This window comes from Corallococcus praedator (assembly GCF_003612125.1).
In the GTDB taxonomy this organism is placed as follows: Bacteria; Myxococcota; Myxococcia; order Myxococcales; family Myxococcaceae; genus Corallococcus; species Corallococcus praedator.
The window spans coordinates 12,428-29,960 of record NZ_RAWI01000071.1; the positions used below are offsets into that span (position 1 = coordinate 12,428).

Annotated in this window: 15 protein-coding genes; 14 read left to right on the forward strand and 1 reads right to left on the reverse strand. The window is 71.5% G+C overall.

Annotated elements, in window-relative coordinates; translation table 11 throughout:
• The first annotated feature begins 38 nt into the window (after positions 1–38).
• The 13 genes from D7Y13_RS12255 to D7Y13_RS12315 all read left to right on the forward strand — a co-directional run bounded on the left by D7Y13_RS12255 (position 39) and on the right by D7Y13_RS12315 (position 13,157).
• A complete protein-coding gene (locus D7Y13_RS12255; RefSeq protein ID WP_120533833.1) occupies positions 39–413 on the forward strand; it encodes a response regulator in 375 nt (124 codons plus the stop codon).
• Complete coding sequence (locus tag D7Y13_RS12260; RefSeq protein WP_120583931.1) at positions 410–2,743, forward strand: chemotaxis protein CheA; 2,334 nt, start codon at positions 410–412, stop codon at positions 2,741–2,743. Before D7Y13_RS12255 ends, D7Y13_RS12260 begins: the two co-directional genes overlap by 4 nt.
• 35 nt (positions 2,744–2,778) lie before the next feature.
• Positions 2,779–3,342: a chemotaxis protein CheW gene (locus D7Y13_RS12265; protein ID WP_120533831.1), complete on the forward strand. Its 564-nt coding sequence runs from the start codon at positions 2,779–2,781 to the stop codon at positions 3,340–3,342.
• Positions 3,339–3,866, forward strand: coding sequence for a chemotaxis protein CheW (locus tag D7Y13_RS12270; protein WP_120533830.1), 528 nt, complete (start codon positions 3,339–3,341; stop codon positions 3,864–3,866). Before D7Y13_RS12265 ends, D7Y13_RS12270 begins: the two co-directional genes overlap by 4 nt.
• 46 nt (positions 3,867–3,912) lie before the next feature.
• A complete protein-coding gene (locus tag D7Y13_RS12275) occupies positions 3,913–4,308 on the forward strand; it encodes a hypothetical protein (RefSeq protein WP_120583932.1) in 396 nt (131 codons plus the stop codon).
• A gap of 438 nt (positions 4,309–4,746) precedes the next feature.
• Positions 4,747–6,738 carry a HEAT repeat domain-containing protein gene (locus D7Y13_RS12280; protein WP_120583933.1) on the forward strand — a complete coding sequence of 664 codons (1,992 nt, stop codon included), beginning with the start codon at positions 4,747–4,749 and terminating at the stop codon, positions 6,736–6,738.
• Positions 6,739–6,751: 13 nt separating this feature from the next.
• A complete protein-coding gene (locus D7Y13_RS12285) occupies positions 6,752–7,624 on the forward strand; it encodes a CheR family methyltransferase (protein WP_199732790.1) in 873 nt (290 codons plus the stop codon).
• Complete coding sequence (gene cheB / locus D7Y13_RS12290) at positions 7,624–8,667, forward strand: chemotaxis-specific protein-glutamate methyltransferase CheB (RefSeq protein WP_120583934.1); 1,044 nt, start codon at positions 7,624–7,626, stop codon at positions 8,665–8,667. The genes D7Y13_RS12285 and cheB overlap by 1 nt, the downstream gene beginning before the upstream one ends.
• Positions 8,668–8,737: 70 nt before the next feature.
• On the forward strand, positions 8,738–9,124 hold the full coding sequence (locus D7Y13_RS12295; protein ID WP_120533826.1) for a response regulator: 387 nt from the start codon (positions 8,738–8,740) through the stop codon (positions 9,122–9,124).
• 21 nt (positions 9,125–9,145) lie between these two features.
• Complete coding sequence (locus D7Y13_RS12300; protein WP_120533825.1) at positions 9,146–9,925, forward strand: ABC transporter ATP-binding protein; 780 nt, start codon at positions 9,146–9,148, stop codon at positions 9,923–9,925.
• The gene (locus D7Y13_RS12305; protein ID WP_120533824.1) at positions 9,922–11,652 is read left to right on the forward strand and encodes a putative ABC exporter domain-containing protein; all 1,731 of its coding nucleotides are present in this window, start codon (positions 9,922–9,924) and stop codon (positions 11,650–11,652) included. The genes D7Y13_RS12300 and D7Y13_RS12305 overlap by 4 nt, the downstream gene beginning before the upstream one ends.
• Positions 11,653–11,677: 25 nt before the next feature.
• Entirely contained in the window at positions 11,678–12,568 is an 891-nt protein-coding gene (locus D7Y13_RS12310; RefSeq protein WP_120533823.1) for an NAD(P)-dependent oxidoreductase, read from the forward strand.
• A 181-nt stretch (positions 12,569–12,749) separates the two neighbouring features.
• Positions 12,750–13,157 carry a cupin domain-containing protein gene (locus D7Y13_RS12315; protein ID WP_120533822.1) on the forward strand — a complete coding sequence of 136 codons (408 nt, stop codon included), beginning with the start codon at positions 12,750–12,752 and terminating at the stop codon, positions 13,155–13,157.
• A gap of 70 nt (positions 13,158–13,227) precedes the next feature.
• Here the strand turns inward: D7Y13_RS12315 and asnS are convergent, their stop codons facing one another.
• Positions 13,228–14,628 carry an asparagine--tRNA ligase gene (gene asnS / locus D7Y13_RS12320; protein ID WP_120583935.1) on the reverse strand — a complete coding sequence of 467 codons (1,401 nt, stop codon included), beginning with the start codon at positions 14,626–14,628 and terminating at the stop codon, positions 13,228–13,230.
• Positions 14,629–14,866: 238 nt separating this feature from the next.
• Here asnS and leuS point away from each other — a divergent pair, with 238 nt between their 5' ends.
• Positions 14,867–17,368: a leucine--tRNA ligase gene (gene leuS / locus D7Y13_RS12325; RefSeq protein WP_120583936.1), complete on the forward strand. Its 2,502-nt coding sequence runs from the start codon at positions 14,867–14,869 to the stop codon at positions 17,366–17,368.
• Positions 17,369–17,533 lie beyond the last annotated feature (165 nt).

Genomic DNA, 17,533 nt, shown 5'->3' on the forward strand with positions numbered 1-17,533 from the left:
GTGTTCTGCTAGCATCCGGTCTCCGAGGCGTGCGCGCGATGAAGTTCAGGGTGCTGATTGTCGAGGACTCCAAGGTGTCGCGCGAGCACATCGCCGCGACCGTGGAGGCCGTGGACGGCATCGAGGCCGTCACCACCGCCAGCGGCTTCGAGGCCCTGAAGCTGCTTCCCCGTCAGCGCTTCGACCTCATCATCACCGACATCAACATGCCCGACATCAACGGGCTGGAACTCATCAACTTCGTCAAGAAGAACCCCAACTACCGGGACGTGCCGCTCATCATCGTCACCACCGAGGGGCGTGAACAGGACCGCACCCGGGGGATGGCGCTGGGGGCGGCGGGCTACCTGGTGAAGCCGTTCCAGCCGGAGGACCTGGAGGCGCTCCTGCGGCGCTTCCTGAAGCCGCTGTGAGCCCCGGGGGCAAGGCGCTGGCGGAGTTCGTCGCCGAGGCCACGGAGATCCTCGACGCGCTGGGAAGGGACCTGCTCGCGCTGGATGAAGCCCGCGACCAGGAGGCGGATCCGGAGCACATCAACGGCATCTTCCGCGCGGCGCATTCGCTCAAGGGCCTGTCCGGGCTCTTCGGCCAGGAGCGCATCACCCAGCTCGCGCACGCCGCGGAGGACCTGCTCGACAGGCTCCGGCTGGGCCGGCTGACGCTGGACGACCAGGTCCTGGACGCGCTGGTGGACGCGCTGGACACCTTCCAGTCGCTGCTCGGGGAGACGTCGCGGGGGGAAGAGGGCGAGGACCTCACCCGGCGCACCCGCGCCATGGAGGACCGGCTGGCGCGGATGGGTTCGCCTCCGCCCGCCGTGGAGGAGGATCCGCTGGAGCGGCTGGAGCTGGACGCCTCCGTGCGCGCCGTCTTCACCGAGTACGAGGAGCACCGGCTGCGCGAGAACGTGCGGCGCGGGGTGGCGCTGTGGTGCGTGCGCGCCGCGTTCGACCTCTCCGACTTCGACCAGGGGCTCGCGGACCTCAACGCGCGGCTCAAGCCCCTGGGCGAGGTCATCAGCACGCTGCCCTCGTCGCGCCCCGGCGGCGCCACCGGCATCGCGTTCGATCTCATCTTCGGCGCGAAGGTGGCGGCGCAGGCGCTGGAGGCGGGCCTCCAGGGCACGCCCGCGGAGCTGGAGCCGCTGGCCGTGCGCCCGCCGCGAGAAGGGGAGGCCGGGCCCGCCTTCGAACTGCCCCGGTCGCCGGACGCCGCCCCCGCGCCCCCCGAGAGCGCGGGCAATGAAGCGGCCGCCGCGCCCCGTGTGAAGCGCAAGAAGAAGGGGCCGCGCTCCCAGCCGCTGGCCCTGGAGGCGGGGGCCCCTCGGTCGCTGCTGTCGGCGGACGCCGGAGCGTCGGAGCCGGACACCGCGCCGTCCGGTGCGCCGCCGTCCGGCATCAAGGCCCTGCCTTCGGGGAGCCCTCCGCGCATGCGGGCGGTGGAGAGCCCTTCGGCCACGACGCTCGGGCTCCAGTCCGCCGCGTCCGCGCCGGTGCCCGCGGGACGTCCCCGGCCGGAAGAGACGTCGCTGCGCTCGCTCACGCAGACGGTGCGCGTGGACATCGGCCGGCTGGATGGGCTCATCAACATGGTGGGCGAGCTGCTGCTCATCAAGGCCAACCTCCAGCGGCTGGCGGAGACGTCCCGGCAGGACGGGACGGTGGCGCTGTCGAAGCTGTTCGGCCAGGAGCTGTCGCGGGAGACGCGGCAGTTGGAGCGCAAGCTGGAGGCGCTGCAGGAGGGCCTGCTCGAAGCGCGCATGGTCCCGGTGGGCCAGGTGTTCGACAAGCTGGCGCGGCTGGTGCGGCGGATTGCTCGCGAGGCGGGCAAGGAGATCGACTTCGTCAGCACCGGCGGCGAGGTGGAGCTGGACAAGCTCATCGTCGAGGAGCTGAGCGACCCGCTGATGCACCTCATCCGCAACGCCATCGACCATGGCGCGGAGGGGCCGGAGGCGCGGCTGTCCGTGGGCAAGCCCCGGCGCGCGCTGCTGCGGCTCCGGGCCGAACAGAAGGGCAACCACGTCCTCATCAGCGTGAGCGACGACGGCTCCGGCATCGACGAGGTGCGCGTTCGCGAGGTGGCGCTGTCCCGGGGGCTCGTCAGCGCGTCGCAGATCAGCGAGATGACGCGGCGCGAGCTGCTCAACCTCATCTTCCTGCCGGGCTTCTCCACGCGCTCCAGCGTCAGCGCGCTGTCCGGGCGCGGCGTGGGCCTGGACGTGGTGAAGAACAACCTGGGCAACCTCTCCGGCATCATCGACGTGTGGAGCGAGCGCGGGAAGGGCACGGCCTTCCACCTGACGCTGCCGGTGACGCTGGCCATCGTGCGCGCGCTGGTGGTGGGCGTCAGTGGCCGCACCTACGCGGTGCCGCTCAACAGCGTGCTGGAAATCCTCTCCGTGCAGCCCCAGGACATCCGCACGGTGGAGCGCCGCGAGATGCTGGACCTGCGCGGGCAGACGCTGCCCTTCCTGCGGCTGGGGCGGCTGTTCCACCTGCCGGAGCGCGAGGTGAACCGCCACTTCGTCGTGGTGGTGGGCCTGGCGCAGCAGCGGCTGGGCATCGCCGTGGACGAGCTGTTCGGCCAGCAGGACATCGTCACCAAGCCGTTGGGCGGCAGGCTCAGTGGCGTCAAGGGCATCTCCGGCGCCACCGACCTGGGCAACCGGCGCACGGTGCTGGTGCTGGATGTCGCGGAATTGCTGGAAGAGGGCATCGCGCAGGAGCGACGCCGCGCCTGAGGCACCGGTGCCGGGGGGCTGCTATCCTCCGGGGCGTGTCCCGTTTCGAAGCCCTGCTCGACGCGTTCTTCTACCGCCCGGACGAGGACGTCAGCGGCCTGCTGGACTTCGCCGCGGGCAGCGACGGGCTGGCCTCGCGCGTCGTGGAGGAGGAGCCCACCGAGTACCTGGCCTTCCGCCTGGAGGCCGAGTGCTACGCGGTGCCCATCCTCACCGTGCGGGAGATCTGCAAGGTGCCGCTGCTCACGGAGATTCCGCGCTCGGAGCCGCAGTTGCTGGGCGTGATGAACCTGCGCGGGGAGCTGCTGCCCGTCTACGACATCAAGCTGCGGCTGCGGCTGTCGGACGTGCCGCCGCTGGTGGCGGGGCCGGACGCGGGCCTGCCGCCCCGGGCCGCGCGCATCCTGGTGCTCAAGACGGACGCCGGGCCCGCGGGGGTCTGGGTGGATTCGGTGGCGGGCGTGGTGCGGCTCAAGCCGTCCATGGTGGAGCTGTCCCCGGCGGGGATCCGCGGGGACCGCGACTGCGTGGCGGGGCTGGGCCGCAAGGGTTCGCAGCTCTACATCCTGTTGGATCCGGAGCAGGCGCTCGCCCCATGACGGACCCCGTGAACCTGCTGTCCCGCCGTCCGCGTGGCGTGACGGCCGATGAAGTCCCCGCGCACGCGGTGGAGGTGCAGCTGTGCGCCTTCTTCGTGGGCAACGAGGAGTACGTACTGGACATCATGCGCGTGGAGGAGATCCTCCCGCCCCAGCGCGTCATCCCCATTCCCCACGCGCCCGCCTTCGTGGAGGGCGTGCTGCACCTGCGCGGCGCCATGCTGCCGGTGGTGGATCTGCGGCGGCGTCTGCTGGGCCAGGAGGCGCCGGAGACGAAGCGCACGCGGCTGCTCGTGTGTCGGCTGGGGACGCGGCGCGTGGCGGTGCGGGTGGACCGGGTCGCGGAGGTGCTGCGCGTGCGCAAGGGCGACATCAAGCCCGCGCCCGCGCTGATGGCCGCGGGCCGCACGCCCTTCGTCGTGGGCGTGTGTGGCCCGCCGACGCGGCTGCGGCTGCTGCTGGACCTGAAGGCGCTGCTGCGCGCGGAGCTGGACCGGGAGTCGCGAGGTCCGACGGCGGGTTGAGCCCGGCGCTTTCGTCCCGCGTCCTGGTGATTAAGAGCTGGTCCTCATGCGAGACCTGAGCGGGCATCGGACGGCGCTGGGCTTCCTCTACCTCTTCGTGCACGCGCTGACGTTGCTCGGCGCGGCAGTGCTCGCCTACGCCACGTGGATCCTGGCCCACATCTCGACCGGGCGGGCCACGCGGCTGCCCGTGTGGGAAGGCCTGCCCGTCCAGGCGATGATGGGCTTCACGCTGTTCGTCCTGGTGCTGGCCATCGCCGGACTCTCCGTGGGCCTGGCCCTGGTGCGCGGACGGCGGGTGTCCAAGGGCACGGCGCTGGTGCTGTCCATCCTGGCGCTGCCCAGCTTCCCGGTGGGCACGGTGATGGGGATCTACTCGCTCTGGTTCTTCGGCCAGGAGGGCTGGGACTCCGAGCCGGAGACGCCGGCCTGGGCGACCTGAGTGGATGTCGCGCCGCGCTGGGCCGGGGCTCCTCCACGTCGGCCCTTGTTCGCGGACGCGGATGGGCTTCGGGGCGCTCGCCTGGCTTGTCAGCGAGGCGGGTGATTCCACCGGAGACGTGTACTCGCACGCGCGGAGGTGGGCGGGCGCGCTCGTCGCGTTGCTGGGATCCGTGACGGGGATCCGCGGAGACATGCGCCCGCGGCGCCGCCGCCCCGGGTGGCCAGGGAACGGATGTGGGTGCCCTTCCCCTGTCGCTGCCCGTCTTCCGCCGGGACTCTCCTCTCCGGGGTGTTTGCGTCAGGAAGGGTGGGCTCCGGAATCCGGGGGCGTGAGCGGCCCGGAGGGACCGTCGGACGGCGGTGGGGATCTACACTCCGGGGTTCTTCGGGCAGGATGGGGACTGACGCAGGAGCGGCCACCGGAGGAGTACGGCGGATGAGCGACGCGGTGCAGTCCCTCGCGGGACAGGAAGAGGTCCGGTACCGGGCGCTTCAGGCCGTGGATCCGCGCGCGCCCGGAGCCCTGGAGACCTTCACCGAGGGACTGCACGACGAGAGCTGGCGCGTGCGACACGCGGCGGCGGAAGGGCTGCGGCGCCTGCCGGACGCGGAGGGTGTCGCCGCGCGACTCATCTCCGTGCTGGGCGAGCGGGGCGAAACAGGTGCTCGCAACGCGGCGGCGGAGGCACTGGCCGGCATGGGCACGGTGGTGCTGCGCCCGCTGATGCACCTGCTGGAGCACGAGGATCCGGACCAGCGCAAGCTCGCGGTGGACATCCTGGGCCACCTGGGCCGCGCGGAGGTGGAGGACGTGCTCCTGCGCTCGCTCTCCGACGTGGACCTCAACGTGCGCGTGTCCGCCGCTGAAGCCCTGGGCCGCATCGGCGGCGAGGCCGCGGTGCGGGCGCTGGAGGACCTGCTGGACGCGGACACGTCGCTGATGCGGCTGGCCGCGCTGGAGGGACTGGCGGCGCTGCGCAAGGCTCCGGCCACGGCGCGGGTGATGGCGCTGGTGGACGAACCGCTCCTGCAGCGCAGCGCCCTGCGCCTGCTGGGGCTGTGCCCTCCGGGCGCGTCCACCGAGCGCATCTGCCAGTCCCTGGCCTCGTCCGTGCGTTCGGTGCGCGAGGCGGCCCTCGTCGCGCTGGGCACTCAGGCGACGGGCCTGGGGCCCTATGAGCGCAACGAACTGGACGCCGTGGCGCGCTCGGTGCTGTCGCGCATCCCGGAGATGACGGAGCGGGTGGCGCAGGCGCTGGACGTGGAGGACGTGCGTGTGCGGGCCGGAGCGCTGGTGGCCGCCGGAGCCCTGGGCGAGGCGTCGCTGGCGTTGGCGGTGGCGGAGGTGGCGCGCGAGGACCGGCTGCTGCGCGAGGTGCTCTTCACGCTGGGGCAGCTGGGCGCGGATGGCCGCCGGCTGCTGCTGAAGAACATGGGCGCGCTGTCGCTGCCCGCGCGCACGGTGGCGGCGGAAGCGTTGGTGCTGCTGGTGGACGCGACGTCGGTGTCGGAGCTGTGCGCGCTCCTGGAGTGGGCGGAGGACGACCTGCGCGCGGTGGTGGTGCGGGCGCTGGGGCGCACGCGCTCTGCGGAGGCCCTGATCCCCCTGGTGGACCTGCTCGCGGATCCCTCGTTGTCGGGCACCGCGACGCGCGCCCTGGATCAGCTCATCGTGGTGCATCCGCTGGCGGCCCTGGCGGCGCTGGAGTCGGCGGTGGAGCAGCGCACGACGCCCGTCGCGGTGGCGGTGCTGGGCCGGCTGGGCGGCGCGAAGGTGCTGCCCCTCTTGCGACGGCTGGCGCGCGACGTGGAAGCCCCATGGCGCGCGGCGGCGGTGGAGGCGGCGAGCCGGGTGAGCGGCGACGCGGGCCTGGAGCTGGCGCGGGGCGCGCTGGCGGACGAATCCGCGCCGGTGCGCATCTCCGCCGTGCGGGCCCTGGGACGGCAGGGCGGGAAGGAGGCCGGCAGCTTCCTGGGACTCGCGCTGAAGGACGAGGACCGCGCCGTGCGGCTGGCCGCGGTGGAGGCCGTGGGCGTGAGTGGCGCGACGGAGCGCGCGTTGGACCTGGAAGCGCTGGTGCGTCACGGCGACGGTGCGCTCGCGGTGCTGGCGGTGCGGGCCCTGGCGAAGCTGGGCAAGGTGGGCTCCGGCATGCTGTGGGACGCGCTGGGCCACCCCGACACGGAGGTGGTGAAGGCGGCGCTCGCGGCCCTGACGTCCGCGGACGGCGCGGCGGACGGAGCCGCGCTGGCGGTGTCCCTGGTGGGGCATCCCCGGTGGGACGTGCGGGCGGCGGCGGCCCGCGTGCTGGGAGACCTGGGGCGCCCCGAGTGCCTGCCCGTGCTCCAGCAGGCGCTGTCGGTGGAGCACGACGCGCTGGCCCGGCGGGCGCTGGTGGACGCGGTGGCACGGTTGTCAGGGCGTTGAGGGGAAGCCGCGCATGCCACGCTTCGACGAAGGCCGTCCGGAGATGACGCTGGAGGAGTTCAGGCTCCTGCGCGACCACGTCTACGCCCACTGCGGCATCCTCATCCACGAGGACATGAAGTTCGTGATGGAGCGCCGGCTGTGGCCCCGGCTGGAAGCGCTGGGGCTCGCGGACTTCGGCGCCTACCACCGCTACCTGCGCTACGACGCCCAGCGCATCGCGGAGCTGGAAGCGGCGGTGGAATCCCTCACCACGCACGAGACGTACTTCTTCCGCGAACCCGCGCAGCTCAAGGCCTTCTGCGAGGAGCTGCTCCCGCTCCTGGAGAAGAAGAACGCGCGCACGCGGCGGCTGCGGCTGTGGTCGGCGGGCTGTTCCTCCGGCGAAGAGGCGTACACGGTGGCGATGCTGCTGAAGGACAGCGGCCGCTTCGACGACTGGGACGTGGAGGTGCACGGCACGGACCTGTCGCGCCGCGTGCTGGCCGTGGCCCGCCGCGCCGAGTACGGGCCCAGCGCCCTGCGCGCGACGCCGCCGGACCTGCTGGAGCGCTTCTTCGTGCCCGCGGGGGTCAACCGCGTGCGCGTGCGCGATGACGTGAGGGCGTGGGTGAGCTTCGGCCACCACAATCTCGCGGACGAAGCGACCAGCCAGCTGGTGCCGCGCACCGACGTCGTCTTCTGCCGCAACGTGATGATCTACTTCGACCAGGCGATGCGGCGCCGGGTGCTGGGCGTCATCCGCGACCGGCTCTGCCCCGGTGGCTACCTGCTGCTGGGCCACGCGGAGAACCTGCTCAGCCTGGGCGCGGACTTCGAACTGGTGCACCTCAAGGGCGACCTCGTGTACCGCCGGCCGGAGCTGCCGAACGGGGAGGGCCGCTGATGGGACGCCCGCTCACGGTGCTCGTCATCGACGACTCGGCCACCAACCGCCGCACGCTCACCACGCTGCTGGAGTCCTCCGACGAGGTGATGGTGCTGGACTGGGCGGGCGATGGCGAGGAGGGGCTCAGGAAGGTCCTGGACCTGAAGCCGGACGTGGTGACGCTGGACCTGGAGATGCCAAGGCTGGGCGGCCACACCTTCCTGCGGCTGCTGATGCGCGCCTCGCCTACGCCCGTCATCGTCATCTCCAGCTACGCGCACAAGTCGGACGTGTTCAAGGCGCTGGAGCTGGGCGCGTTCGACTTCATCGCCAAGCCGCCCCGGAGCACACCGGAGGCGCTGGAGATCCTCCGGCGCGAGCTGCTGGACAAGGTGTTCGCGGCCCGCCACGTGAAGTCGGGGGCGCGCCACGGGGCCGCGCTGCGCAGCTCGGTGTTGTCGGGGGATGCGCCCCAGGTCATCGCCGTGGGCGCCTCCACGGGCGGGCCTCCGGCGGTGCAGCGGCTGCTGGAGGGGCTGGCCAGTGAGCCCTCCGTGAGCGTGCTGGTGAGCCAGCACATGCCCTCGCAGTTCACCCGGGCCTTCGCGGAGCGGTTGGACCGCATCGGCCCCTTCACGGTGACGGAGGCGTGCGAGGGCGACGTGGTGGCGCCGGGCCACGTCTACATCGCGCCGGGCGGGCGGCACCTGGTGCTGACGGAGCGCGCGGGGCGGATGGAGCTGCGCACGCCGGGGCCGGTGCCCGCGGACAAGTACGCACCGTCGGTGGACCGGCTCTTCGAGAGCACCGCGGAGGTGCTGGGCTCCCGCGCGGTGGCGGTGGTGCTGACGGGGATGGGGGCGGACGGCGCGCTGGGCGTGCGCTGCGTGCGGCGCGAGGGCGGGGAGACCTGGGCGGAGTCCGAGGACACGGCGGTGGTGTTCGGCATGCCCAAGGAGGCCATCGCCACCGGGGCGGTGACGCGGGTGCTGACCCTGGACGCCATGGGGACGGAGCTGGCCGCGCTGGTGCGCAGGCGGAGGCAGTCCACCGGGCAGTGAATCGGTGGTTCCCGGACAGGCCCCCGCACAATCCCGGGCCGGGCGGCGCGCGGGTGCTAGGCTGTCGGGCATGTCGGAGCAGCAGATCCGCGCGCTGGTGGTGGACGACTCGCAGGCCATGCGCCGCAGCATCATGTACGCGCTCCAGCGGCTCACGGGCGTCGTCTGTGTCGAGGCCGAGGACGGGGTGGCGGGGCTGAAGGTGCTCACCACCCAGGGCCGCTTCGACCTGGTGCTGACGGACATCAACATGCCGCTGATGGACGGGCTGAAGCTCATCAGCCACATCCGCAAGGCGCCGGAGCACCGGGGCGTGCCCATCGTCGTCGTGACGACGGAGGGCGCGGAGGCGGACCGGGCGCGGGCCATGGCCCTGGGCGCGAGCGCCTACCTGGTGAAGCCCGTGCAGGCCCGGGTGGTGTTGGAGACGGTCAAGGAACTGCTGAAGCTCGCTTGAGCTTCTGGGGCCCACGCACGCATGGAACCGGCGCTGGACGTCGAGGGGTTGGAGAAGACGTACGGCGCGGTGCAGGCGGTGCGGGGGCTGACGTTCCAGGTGGCCCCGGGCGAGGTGCTGGGCCTCGTCGGGCCCAACGGCGCGGGCAAGACGTCCACGCTGCGCTGCCTCGCCGGCATCCTGCCGCCCTCCGTGGGCCGCGTGCGGGTGGCGGGGCACGACCTGGCGGTGGCGCCGGTGGAGGCGAAGCGCGCGCTGGCCTTCCTTCCGGATGAGCCGCGCTTCTTCGAGTACCTCACCGTCTGGGAGCACCTGAACTTCACCGCGCGCATCTACGGCGTGGAGGACTGGGAGGAGCGGGGCCGCGCGCTGCTGGAGGAGATGGAGCTGACGGGCCGGGAGAAGTCGCTGCCGGGCGAGCTGTCGCGGGGCATGAAGCAGAAGCTGTCCATCGCGTGCGGCTTCCTGCACCAGCCCCGGCTCATCCTCCTGGATGAACCGCTGACGGGGTTGGATCCGCTGGGCATCCGGCGGATGAAGGCGTCGCTCAAGCGGCGCGCGGAGGAGGGCACGGCGCTGGTGCTGTCGTCGCACCTGCTGCCGCTGGTGGAGGAGCTGTGCCACCGGCTGCTCATCATCGCCGGGGGCCGGGCGGTGGCGCTGGGCACGCTGGCGGAGATCCGCGAGCAGCTGGCCGGTGGGGAAGGCAACGGCGCGTCGCTGGAGGAGCTGTTCGTGCGCATCACCAGCGCGGCCTCGGAGGAGTCGGGCGCGTCCGGGCCGGGGCCTGGGGCCGCGTGAGCTTCCCGCGAGCGGTGGCGTTCCTGTGGGCGCGGACCTGGCGCAACCGGCTGGTGCGTCAGGTGCAGCGGCTGAAGCGTCCGCGCTACCTGCTGGGCGCGCTGGTGGGACTCGCGTACCTGTATTCGCTCGTGGGGCGCAGCGTGTTCGTGCAGGGCACGGGCCGGGCGGTGTCCCCCAACGCGCGGATGTTCGCGGAGTTCTCGCTGGAGGTGTCGGTGCTGGGCACGCTGGTGACGGCGTGGGTGCTGGGCGCGGACCGGCCGGCGCTGACCTTCACGCAGACGGAGGTGCAGTACTTCTTCCCGGCCCCCGTCACGCGCAAGGCCCTGCTGCACTACAAGCTGCTGCGCGGCCTCTTGAGCGCGTCGCTGGCGGCGCTGGCGGCGACGGTCTTCGTGGGACGCTTCACCAGTCCAAGGCCGGAGCTGTTCTTCCTGGGCGCCGCGCTGGCCATGGGCACGCTGTACCTGCACGGCACCGCGGCGTCCTTCGTGCGCGCGTGGCTGGTGTCCCAGGGGCGTTGGGGTAGCGCCGTGCGCTGGACGCTGGTGGGGCTGCTGATGCTGGCGGTGATGGGCACGCTCGTGACCACGTTGCAGGCGCATCCCTGGCCGGCGAACGCTGGCGCCCCCTTCGTCGTGCGCGGGTGGGTGCGCGACGTGCTGGACGCGCCCGGACCCCGGGCGGTGCTGTGGCCGGGCCGAGCGCTCGTGGCCCCTTCCATGGCGCGCAGCACGCAGGACTTCCTGCGCTACCTGCCCGCGTCGCTCGCGTTGCTCGTGGCGCACTACGCCTGGGTGCTGGCGGTGGAGGTGCCCTTCGAGGACTCAGCGGTGGCCGGGGCGGATGCCCGGACGCGCCAGCAGGCCCGGCGGGGCAACCGGTCCGCGCGCGGAGGGAACATCCGCGTGGGGCGCGTGCCCTTCCTGCTCAAGGCTCGGGGGCGTCCGGAGGTGGCGCTCGTGTGGAAGAACCTCATCGCCCGCAAGCGCCTGGGCGGTGGCCTGGTGGTGCTGCTGGGCTTCGTGGTGATGGGCGCGCTGGTGGCGCTGGTGCTGGGCGACACGCGGCTGTTCTCCAACACGCGCGAGCTGCTGGGGCCCATGAGCCTGATGGTCGCGGTGGCGATGGCCGTCATCGGTCCGAGCGCGTTCCGGACCGACCTGCGCATGGACCTGCCGAAGCTGGAGCTGCTGCGCGCGCTGCCGCTCACGGGGCGACAGGTGGTGGGCGCGGAGCTGGCGGCGTCCGCGCTGACGCTGAGTGCGGCGCAGTGGGTGATGTTGCTGGTGGCGCTGGTGCTGGGGGTGGGCACGGACGACGAAACGCTCGCGCCGTGGTCCACGCCGGTGGTGCTGGGGCTCCTGTCGGTGCTGCCGGCGCTGGGGCTCGCGGGGCTGTTCGTGCAGAACGCGGCGGTGGTGCTGCTGCCCGCGTGGATCCCCGCGGACTCGGAGCGCGCGCGCGGCGTGGAGGCCCTGGGTCAGCGGCTGCTCACGCTGGTGGGTACGCTGGTGGTGACGTTCCTGGGACTGTTGCCTGCCGCGGTGGTGGCGCTCCTCGTGGGCTATCCGCTGTTCACTGTCATGGGCCGCTGGGCGGTGCCGCTCGCGGGGCTGGTGGCGGCGGGGGCACTCTTCGCGGAGGTGGCGCTGGGCGTCGCCGTCCTGGGCCGTGCCTTCGAGCGGCTGGACGTGTCCGAGGAACAGTCCAACGAAGGTTGAATGCGAGCACGAAGGGAGCATCCCCATGAAGGTCGGCTTCATCGGATTGGGAAACATGGGCGCGCCGATGGCGAAGAACCTGCTCGGCGCGGGCCATGAAGTCATCGTCTGGAACCGCACCGCCTCCAAGGCGCAGCCGCTGCAACAGCAGGGCGCGCGCGTGGCGAAGACGCCCGGTGAAGCGGCGCGTGACGCGGAGGTCGTCGTGTCGATGCTGGCGGATGACGCCGCCGCGGAAGCCGCCGCGCTGGGTCCGGACGGCATCGTGGGGGCCCTGCCGAAGGGCGCGGTCCACGTCTCCTCCAGCACCATCTCCGTCGCGCTGTCGGAGCGGCTGACGAAGGCGCACGCGGACGCGGGCCAGGGCTACGTCTCCGCCCCCGTCTTCGGCCGTCCGGAAGCCGCCGAGGGCAAGCAGCTCTGGGTCCTCGCCGCCGGCCCCAAGGCGCAGGTGGAGCGCGTGCGCCCGCTGCTCACGGCGCTGGGGCGGGGCCTCACGGAGCTGGGGGAGAAGCCCTCGTCCGCCAACGTGGTGAAGCTGTCCGGCAACTTCCTCATCGCGTCGATGATGGAGGCCCTGTCGGAGGCCTTCGCCCTGGCGGAGAAGTCCGGCGTGGAGCGCGCCGCGTTCCTGGACGTCTTCAAGTCCGTCTTCGCCCGCTCGCCCATCTTCGAGAACTACGCGGGCGCCATCGCGAAGGGACAGACGACCCCGGCGGGCTTCGCGCTACGTCTGGGCCTCAAGGACGTGACGCTCGCGCTCGAAGCAGGGCGCGCCGCCGAGGTGCCGCTGCCGCTGGCGAGCCTCCTGCGCGACCACTTCCTCACCGGCGTCGCACAGGGGCGCGGGGATGAGGACTGGTCCGCGCTGGGCGCACTCGCGCAGGAGCGCGCGGGCCTCCAGAAGAAGTCCTGAGCAGGCGCGGGGCCTTCCGGGCACCCGCCACGCTGCCCGTCGGCCATGGTCACGAGGGCCCACCTGGAGGATCCGCGAGCGCGGCCTGTGCTCCCGCGCTCGCGGCCCCCAGATTTCCCGTGGACCCGAGGTCGGCTGAGCGACAGCTGGGCACGGCCTCCATTTTTTGGAGGAGACAGTCATGGCACGCGCAATCATCAAGAAGCTCGGCGATTCCGACGAGCACCGACCCTTCGTCGCGCACGGCTCCGCGGATGTCTTGAAGCTCGGAGAGCTCACCATCGGCCGTGGGGTCTTCGAACCCGGCTGGCAGTGGTCGAAGGACGTGAAGCCCCTCGCGGGCACCGAGTTCTGCGAGGTCATCCACACCACGTGCATCCTGTCCGGACAACTGCACGTCAAGATGCGGGACGGCCAGGAGTTCGACCTGGGACCGGGCGACGTCGCCTTCATTCCCCCGGGTCACGATGCCTGGGTCGTGGGCAAGGAGCCCTGCCGCGCCGTGGACTTCACCGGCGCGGAGGACTACGCCCGCATCCAGGAGCCCAAGGAGAAGGAGGAGGAGGCACAGCCCTCCGTCCTCCAGTAGGCCGGGTGTCTCCGGGAATGCACCGGACCGCGGGCGGCGACTTCCGCCCCGGTCCGGCACCCCGTGAAAATCAGAACTGCGCGGAGCCCGGAACGCGCGGGTAGGGGATGGCGTCGCGGATGTTCTGCAGGCCGCAGATGTAGACGATGAGCCGCTCGAACCCCAGGCCGAAGCCCGCGTGCGGCACCGTGCCGTAGCGCCGCAGATCGCGGTACCACTGGTAGTGCTCCGGGTTCAGGCCGAACTTGACCATGCGCGCGTCGAGCACATCCAGGCGCTCCTCGCGCTGGCTGCCGCCGATGATTTCTCCGATGCCCGGGGCCAGCACGTCCATCGCGGCGACGGTCTTCCCGTCCTCGTTGATGCGCATGTAGAAGGCCTTGATGGCCTCCGGGTAGTTCATCACCACCACGGGCCGGCCCACGTGCTCCTCGGTGAGGTAGCGCTCGTGCTCCGTCTGCAGGTCCTTGCCCCACTCCGGCGTGTACTCGAACTTCTTCTTCGCCTTCTGGAGGATGGAGATGGCGTCCGTGTAGTCGATGCGCTCGAAGCTGGAGCCGATGAACTTCTCCATCCGCTCCGTGACGCCCTTCTGCTGGCGCTCCTCGAAGAACTTCATGTCCGGCGCGCACTCGTTGAGCACCGCCTTGAACACGTACTTGAGGAACCGCTCCGCCAGCGCAGCGTCCTCGTTGAGGTCCGCGAAGGCGATCTCCGGTTCAATCATCCAGAACTCGGCCAGGTGCCGCGTGGTGTTGCTGTTCTCCGCGCGGAACGTGGGGCCGAACGTGTACACCTTGGACATGGCCAGGCAGTACGCCTCCACGTTCAGCTGCCCGGACACGGTGAGGTAGGCCTCCTTGCCGAAGAAGTCCTTGCCCCAGTCGATCTTCCCGTCCGGCCCGCGCGGCGGGTTGGACGCATCCAGCGTGGACACGCGGAACATCTGGCCCGCGCCCTCCGCGTCGCTCGCGGTGATGATGGGCGTGTTGACCCAGCAGAAGCCCTCTTCGTGGAAGAAGCGGTGCACCGCCTGCATGGCGGAGTTGCGCACGCGGGTGATGGCCCCGAAGGTGTTCGTGCGCACGCGCAGGTGCGCCACGTCCCGCAGGAACTCCAGCGAGTGCTGCTTGGGCGTGATGGGGTAGGTGTCCGGGTCATCCACCAGCCCCAGCACCTGCACCTCGTCCGCCTGGATCTCGAACGCCTGCCCCTTGCCCTGGGACTGCACCAGGGTGCCCTTGGCGATGACGGAGGCGCCCGCGGTGAGCCGGAGGATCTCCTTCTCGTAGTTGGGCAGCGAATTGGGTGCGACGACCTGGATGGGGTCGAACACGGACCCGTCGCTCACGTTGACGAAGCTGATGCCCGCCTTGGAGTCGCGGCGCGTCCGCACCCAGCCGCGCACCTCCACCTTCGAGCCCGCCTCGACCGACCCCGACAGGGCCCTCTTCACACTCACGACCTGCATGGTGCTCTCCCTCTGCGCCAGACCGGGAAGGCGAGTTAGTCGCGCCCGGGCCGGAGGGCAAGCACCGAGCGAAGTCCATCCCCGGCCCGGTGCACCCACATGGGGGGCTGCCGGTCAGGTTCCGGGACTTGCTGGCCGTCCGGGGAGGCAGGCCGCACGGGGGCGGACGGTCCGGACCTTCGACGCGGCAAGACTTGTTGCCCGCATGTCGCACCTCCCGCTAAGAGACTGAAAAGCCATGGCGATGAACGAGCGTTACGAGCCGCAGTCGATTGAAGGAAAGTGGCAGACCCGCTGGGACCAGGAGGGCGTCTTCCGGGCAGGCAGGCGTCCGGAGGCCCCCAAGAAGTACGTCCTGGAGATGCTGCCGTACCCCAGTGGCGCGATGCACATGGGGCACGTGCGCAACTACCTCATCGGGGATGTCTACGCGCGCTACTACCTGATGCGCGGCTTCGACGTGCTGCACCCCATGGGCTGGGACGCCTTCGGCCTGCCGGCGGAGAACGCGGCCATCAAGGACGGCGTCCACCCGGCCATCCGCACCCGCGAGAACATCCAGTCGTTCAAGGCGGAGATCAAGACGCTCGGCTACAGCTACGACTGGTCGCGCGAGGTGAACACCAGCTCGCCCGAGTACTACCGCTGGAACCAGTGGTTCTTCCTCCAGATGCTGGAGCGCGGGCTCGTCTATCGCCGCTTCAGCAAGGTGAACTGGTGTACCGGCTGCCACACCGTCATCGCCAACGAGCAGGTGAAGGACGGCCGCTGCGAGCGCTGCGACTCGGAGGTGCTGGACAAGGAAATGCCCGAGTGGGCGTTCCGCATCACGAAGTACTCGCAGGACCTGCTCGACGCGCTGGACACCCTCAAGGAGTGGCCGGACCGCATCACCTCCGCCCAGCGCAACTGGATTGGCCGCTCGGATGGCGCGGAGGTGGACTTCCGCGTGCAGGGCCATGACGCCGCGCTGCGCGTCTTCACCACCCGCGTGGACACGCTCTTCGGCTGCACCTACGTGGTGCTGGCGCCGGACCACAAGCTGGTCGCCCAGGTGACGACGCCAGAGCGCCGCGCGGACGTGGACGCGTTCGCGAAGCGCATGGCGGCGCAGAACAAGACGGAGCGGCTGGGCGAGGACGCGGAGAAGGAAGGCGTCTTCACCGGCGCGCACGCGCTGCACCCGTTCACCGGGCAGCCGGTGCCCATCTGGATCGCCAACTTCGTGGTGAGCGACTACGGCACCGGCGCGGTGATGAGCGTGCCGGCGCACGACGTGCGCGACTTCGCGTTCGCGCGCAAGTACTCGCTGCCCGTGCGCGTGGTCATCCAGCCGGCCACCGGTGACAAGCTGGGCGTGGGGGAGACGCTGGAGGCCGCGTCCACCGAGGATGGCGTGCTGGTGGACTCCGGGGACTTCACCGGCCTGCCTTCCGCGGAAGCGCGCGTGAAGATGGCCGCGAAGCTGGAGGCGGACGGCAAGGGCAAGGCGACGGTGACGTACCGCCAGAAGGACTGGGGCTTCAGCCGCCAGCGCTACTGGGGCACGCCCATCCCCATCGTCTACTGCGAGAAGTGCGACCCGGAGCGCAAGGGCATCCCCGTCCCGCTGGATCAGCTGCCCGTGCGGCTGCCGGACATCGACACGCAGGCGGTGCTCACCGGCAAGGGGGAGCCCCCGCTCGCGAAGGTCGCGTCCTTCGTCAACACCCCGTGCCCGAAGTGCGGCGGTCCCGCGCGTCGGGAGGCGGAGACGATGGACACGTTCGTCGACTCCTGCTGGTACTTCGCGCGCTACCTGTCGCCGCAGTACGACGCCGCGCCCTTCGACCCGAAGGAGGCGAAGCGCTGGCTGCCCGTGGACGTGTACGTGGGCGGCCCCGAGCACGGCGTGATGCACCTGCTCTACTTCCGCTTCTGGACCCGGGTGATGAAGCTGCTCGGCCTGTCGCCGGTGGACGAGCCCGTCACGCGGCTCATCACCCAGGGCATCGTCAACGGCGCCGACGGCCGCAAGATGGGCAAGCGCTACGGCAACGGCGTGGCCCCGTCCACCATCGTGCAGAAGTATGGCGCGGACACGGCGCGCACCTACGTGCTCTTCGCGGGCCCGCCGGAGCGCGACTTCGACTGGTCCCCGGATCAGGTGGAGGGCGTCTCCCGCTTCCTCAAGCGCGTGTGGTCGCTGGCCGCCACGCACCATGCCTCCGTGGCGGACGTCACATACGACGGCCCCTACGAGGGCAAGGCCCTGGAGACGCGCCGCGCGGCGCACAAGTGCCTCAAGCGCGTGGGCGAGGCGATTGAGCGCCTGTCCTTCAACACCGGCGTCGCCGGCATCATGGAGTGCGTGAACGCGCTCTATGCCGTAGGCACGCCGGAGACGCAGGCGGAGAAGGCGGCCATGGCGGAGGCGGTGCGTCTGCTCGCGCGCATCCTCACCCCGTTCGCGCCGCACATCGCGGACGAGCTGGCGGAGGCCTACGGGGCCAAGGCCGTCACCGTCTCGGAGGCCTGGCCGGAGTTCGACCCGGCGCTGGTGGTGGACGACGTGATTCCGTACGCCGTGCAGGTGAACGGCAAGCTGCGCGCGGAGGTGCGCGTGGCGGCGGACGCGAGCGAGGCGGACGTGCGCGCGGCGGCGGAGGCGGAGGAGAAGGTGAAGTCCGCCCTGGAGGGCAAGACGCTGCGCAAGTTCGTCTTCGTCCCCAAGCGGCTGGTGAACTTCGTCGTCGGCTGACGCCAGGGCTGAAGGAAGGGAGGGGCGGTGCCCGCGGAAGTGCTCGTCATGTGCTCCGCCTGCGGGCGCCCCCAGACGGCGGCCCGGCGCCGCTGCGCCTTCTGCAACGCGGTGTTGCCGGAGGCGCCCCTGCCGTCCCCCGCACCCGCGTCCATGGACAGGCCG

Bases quoted from the DNA above. Each gene is read 5' to 3' on its own strand.
- D7Y13_RS12255 (WP_120533833.1), top strand. From the start codon at position 39: ATGAAGTTCAGGGTGCTGATTGTCGAGGACTCCAAGGTGTCGCGCGAG.
- D7Y13_RS12270 (WP_120533830.1), top strand. From the start codon at position 3,339: ATGACGGACCCCGTGAACCTGCTGTCCCGCCGTCCGCGTGGCGTGACG.
- D7Y13_RS12275 (WP_120583932.1), top strand. From the start codon at position 3,913: ATGCGAGACCTGAGCGGGCATCGGACGGCGCTGGGCTTCCTCTACCTC.
- D7Y13_RS12280 (WP_120583933.1), top strand. From the start codon at position 4,747: ATGAGCGACGCGGTGCAGTCCCTCGCGGGACAGGAAGAGGTCCGGTAC.
- D7Y13_RS12285 (WP_199732790.1), top strand. From the start codon at position 6,752: ATGCCACGCTTCGACGAAGGCCGTCCGGAGATGACGCTGGAGGAGTTC.
- cheB (WP_120583934.1), top strand. From the start codon at position 7,624: ATGGGACGCCCGCTCACGGTGCTCGTCATCGACGACTCGGCCACCAAC.
- D7Y13_RS12295 (WP_120533826.1), top strand. From the start codon at position 8,738: ATGTCGGAGCAGCAGATCCGCGCGCTGGTGGTGGACGACTCGCAGGCC.
- D7Y13_RS12300 (WP_120533825.1), top strand. From the start codon at position 9,146: ATGGAACCGGCGCTGGACGTCGAGGGGTTGGAGAAGACGTACGGCGCG.
- D7Y13_RS12310 (WP_120533823.1), top strand. From the start codon at position 11,678: ATGAAGGTCGGCTTCATCGGATTGGGAAACATGGGCGCGCCGATGGCG.
- D7Y13_RS12315 (WP_120533822.1), top strand. From the start codon at position 12,750: ATGGCACGCGCAATCATCAAGAAGCTCGGCGATTCCGACGAGCACCGA.
- asnS (WP_120583935.1), bottom strand. From the start codon at position 14,628: ATGCAGGTCGTGAGTGTGAAGAGGGCCCTGTCGGGGTCGGTCGAGGCG.
- leuS (WP_120583936.1), top strand. From the start codon at position 14,867: ATGGCGATGAACGAGCGTTACGAGCCGCAGTCGATTGAAGGAAAGTGG.